This is a genomic window from Kitasatospora sp. LaBMicrA B282 (assembly GCF_050325825.1).
In the GTDB taxonomy this organism is placed as follows: domain Bacteria; phylum Actinomycetota; class Actinomycetes; order Streptomycetales; family Streptomycetaceae; genus Kitasatospora.
On record NZ_JBNQTI010000331.1, the window covers coordinates 1 to 3144 of the forward strand.

General features: G+C 74.1%; 4 protein-coding genes. 1 reads left to right on the forward strand and 3 read right to left on the reverse strand.

What is annotated here, in order from left to right:
* Positions 1-173: 173 nt before the first annotated feature.
* Together ACQRUO_RS39110 and ACQRUO_RS39115 are read right to left on the reverse strand one after the other, a co-directional pair.
* Complete coding sequence (locus ACQRUO_RS39110) at positions 174-779, reverse strand: malonic semialdehyde reductase (protein WP_428320951.1); 606 nt, start codon at positions 777-779, stop codon at positions 174-176.
* 172 nt (positions 780-951) lie between these two features.
* Entirely contained in the window at positions 952-1197 is a 246-nt protein-coding gene (locus ACQRUO_RS39115; RefSeq protein WP_428320952.1) for an exodeoxyribonuclease VII small subunit, read from the reverse strand.
* Between the two features lie 103 nt (positions 1198-1300).
* Here ACQRUO_RS39115 and ACQRUO_RS39120 point away from each other — a divergent pair, with 103 nt between their 5' ends.
* A complete protein-coding gene (locus ACQRUO_RS39120) occupies positions 1301-1819 on the forward strand; it encodes a GNAT family N-acetyltransferase (protein ID WP_428320953.1) in 519 nt (172 codons plus the stop codon).
* On the opposite strand, the gene xseA is transcribed toward ACQRUO_RS39120, so the two are convergent.
* Positions 1785-3011: an exodeoxyribonuclease VII large subunit gene (gene xseA / locus ACQRUO_RS39125; RefSeq protein WP_428320954.1), complete on the reverse strand. Its 1227-nt coding sequence runs from the start codon at positions 3009-3011 to the stop codon at positions 1785-1787. The two genes, ACQRUO_RS39120 and xseA, sit on opposite strands and share 35 nt — an antisense overlap.
* Positions 3012-3144: the final 133 nt, after the last annotated feature.

A 3144-nucleotide genomic window follows, 5' to 3' on the forward strand; every position in this document is an offset into this window, starting at 1 on the left:
GCCGGGGCACGCACCTCGACGGCTTCTCGTCAGTCGCCGATGCTCCGCATGGACTCCCTCCTCGGCGCCGCCGATGCACGCACCCCAACGCCGCCGCGCCCGCCCTTCGGGCGGACGACGGGGATTTGAAGACAGGCCCGAGCCGTCGGTGCGCAGGCCGCTGCGCGGCGGGGTCAGACGGTGGTGAAGACCTCGTCGAAGGAGAGCCGCGGCGAACGCGGGTACCAGGCGTTCTCGCCCGGCTTGCCGATGTTGACCACGGACACCACGCCGTGCTCGCCGTCGGCGAAGAACTCCTTGTTGATGCCCTCGGCGTCGTAGCCGAGCATCGGGCCGGCGGCCAGGCCGGCGGCGCGCACGCCGAGGATGAAGTAGCCGAGCTGGATCGTGGCGTTGAACCGGGCCGACTCCTCGCGGCTGCTGCGGGCGGCGAAGACGGTGTCCTTGGCCTGCGGGAAGTGCGGGAACAGGGTCGGCATCTCGTGGTGGAACTCGTAGTCCGCGGCCAGGATGGCGGTCAGCGGGGCGCTCGCGGTCTTGGCCTTGTTGCCGTCCGACATGTGCGACACCAGGCGCTCGCGGGCCTCGGCGGAGCGGACCAGGACGACGCGCAGCGGCTGCTGGTTCATCGCGGTGGGCGCGTACTTGACCAGGTCGTAGAGGGCCTGCACCTGCTCGTCGGTGACGGGCTCGTCGGTGAAGGTGTTGGCGGTGCGGGCCTCGCGGAAGAGCAGGTCCTGGGCGGTGGCGTCGAGCGCGAGCACGTCGTTGGTGGTCATGATGCTTCTACCTCGTGGTGGTTCGGGGGCCGGCGGGCAGGGGTGCCGCTCACGTCGAACAACCTAGGTGAAGATTCAACAATTCCTCAAGTCGGTGTGATCCCGCTCACCGAGGCCCCTCGACCGGCCCGCCCGGTCACGACGGCCGGCCCTTTCACGACGGCCCGCCCTTTCACGACGGCTCGGGGCGCTCCGCCTCCTGCTCCGCCGCCAGGGCCGCGTCCAGCCGGGCCCGGGCGCCGTCCAGCCAGCGCTGGCAGACCTTGGCCAGCTGCTCGCCGCGCTCCCACAGCGCCAGCGACTCCTCCAGCGTGGTGCCGCCGGTCTCCAGCCGCCGGACCACCTCCATCAGGGCGTCCCTGGCCTGCTCGTAGCCCAGCTCGTCGATGGTGCTGCTCGCGCTCTGCTCGTCGGCCATGGGCCCAGCGTAGGGGCAGCCCCCGACAGTGCGGCCGGCGACGGTCCCACCGGTGGAAAACCCGGCTGCGCGCCGCCCGGCCGACTGGCTACCGTCGGGCGCCATGAGCGAACCCGTGACGATCGAGGTGCGGCCGGCCCGGCCCGCGGACGCCCCGGAGCTGGTCCGGCTGCGGCTGCTGATGTTCGAGGCGATGCAGGGCGCGGCCCGGCCCGGCCCCTGGCAGGCCACCGCCGAGGCGGTGCTGCGCGAGCGGCTGGCCGACCCGGAGCGCACCACCATGCCCGCCTTCGTGGTCGACGACCCCACCGCCCCCGGCCGGCTGGCCGCCTGCGCGGTGGGCACCCTGGAGCAGCGGCTGCCGGCGCCCGGGCACCCGGAGGGGCTGTTCGGCTTCGTCTTCAACATCTGCACCGACCCGGCGCACCGCCGCCGCGGCTACGCCCGGGCCTGCACCGAGGCACTGCTCGACTGGTTCGACGCGCACCGGGTGACCCGGATCGACCTGCACGCCACCGAGGGCGGCGAGGGGCTCTACCGCAGCCTGGGCTTCGCCGAGCACTCGGTGCCGCTCTCCCGCACCCGCCTCAGTCCGGCTCCGGCGCCGGGGGCAGCCCGCTGACCGTCACGTCGAAGCCGCCGCCGGCGACCCGGGCGTGCAGGGCCTGGCCCGCCGCCAGCGCCGCCGGGTCGGTGACCACCTGCCCGTCGGGCCGCTGCAGCACCGCGTAACCGCGCTCCAGGGTGGCCGCCGGGGAGAGCGCCACCACCCGGGCCAGGGTGTGGCCCAGGTCCGACTCGGCCCGGTCCAGCCGGTGCCCCAGCGACCGGCGGGCCCGCTCCAGCAGCGCGGTCAGCTCCTGCCCGCGCTCGGCCACCAGCCGGTGCGGGGCGGCCAGCGCCGGCCGCTCGCGCACCGAGGCCAGCCCGGCCTCCTCGCGCCGGACCAGCTCGCCGATCATCCGGCGGGCCCGGTCGCGCAGCTGGTGGATCCGGGCCTGCTCCTCGCCGACGTCCGGCACCACCCGTTTGGCGGCGTCGGTGGGGGTCGCCGCCCGCAGGTCGGCGACGAAGTCCAGCAGTGGCTGGTCCGGTTCGTGGCCGATCGCGCTGACCACCGGGGTGACGGTGGCGGCCACGGTCCGGCACAGCTCCTCGTCGGAGAAGGGCAGCAGGTCCTCCACGCTGCCGCCGCCGCGGGCCACCACGATCACGTCCACCTCGGGGTGGCGGTCCAGCTCGCGCACCGCGGCCGTCACCTGGGCGGCCGCCTGCGGGCCCTGCACCAGCACGTTGCGCACCTCGAAGCGGACCGCCGGCCAGCGCCGCCGGGCCACCTCCAGCACGTCCCGCTCGGCGGCCGAGGCCCGCCCGGTGACCAGGCCCACGCACTGCGGCAGGAAGGGCAGCGGCCGCTTCCGCTCGGTGGCGAACAGGCCCTCCGCGGCGAGCTGCCGCTTGAGCCGCTCCAGCCGGGCCAGCAGCTCGCCGAGCCCGACCAGCCGGACCTCGGCGGCCCGCAGCGACAGGGTGCCGCGGGCGACGTACCACTCGGGCTTGGCGTGCACCAGCACCCGGGAGCCCTCGTGCAGCGTGTCGGCGAGCGGCTCCAGCACCGTGCGGAAGCAGGTGACCACCAGGGAGACGTCGTGCTCGGTGTCACGCAGCGTCAGGAACTGCATGCCGGGCCGCCGGCTGAGCTGGGTGATCTGGCCCTCGACCCAGACCGCGCCCAGTCGGTCGACCCAGCCGCCGATCAGCTGGGAGACCTTGGCGACCGGCAGCGGGGCTTCGGGTGAGCTGGTGTTGGCCATGGCGTCGAGGTTAGTACTGCAACGGTGCTTACCGTGACGGTTGTCGGGTTCGCTCGTTGGGCTGTTCATGGGTGGGGACATATCCGAGGTTGATGCTCGTCGCTGGTCAAACGGGTTGGCCGGACTGCATGAG

What these genes read in the sequence shown, in the direction of transcription:
- ACQRUO_RS39115 (WP_428320952.1), bottom strand. Translation starts at nt 1,197, where the DNA reads ATGGCCGACGAGCAGAGCGCGAGCAGCACCATCGACGAGCTGGGCTAC.
- ACQRUO_RS39120 (WP_428320953.1), top strand. Translation starts at nt 1,301, where the DNA reads ATGAGCGAACCCGTGACGATCGAGGTGCGGCCGGCCCGGCCCGCGGAC.
- ACQRUO_RS39110 (WP_428320951.1), bottom strand. Translation starts at nt 779, where the DNA reads ATGACCACCAACGACGTGCTCGCGCTCGACGCCACCGCCCAGGACCTG.
- xseA (WP_428320954.1), bottom strand. Translation starts at nt 3,011, where the DNA reads ATGGCCAACACCAGCTCACCCGAAGCCCCGCTGCCGGTCGCCAAGGTC.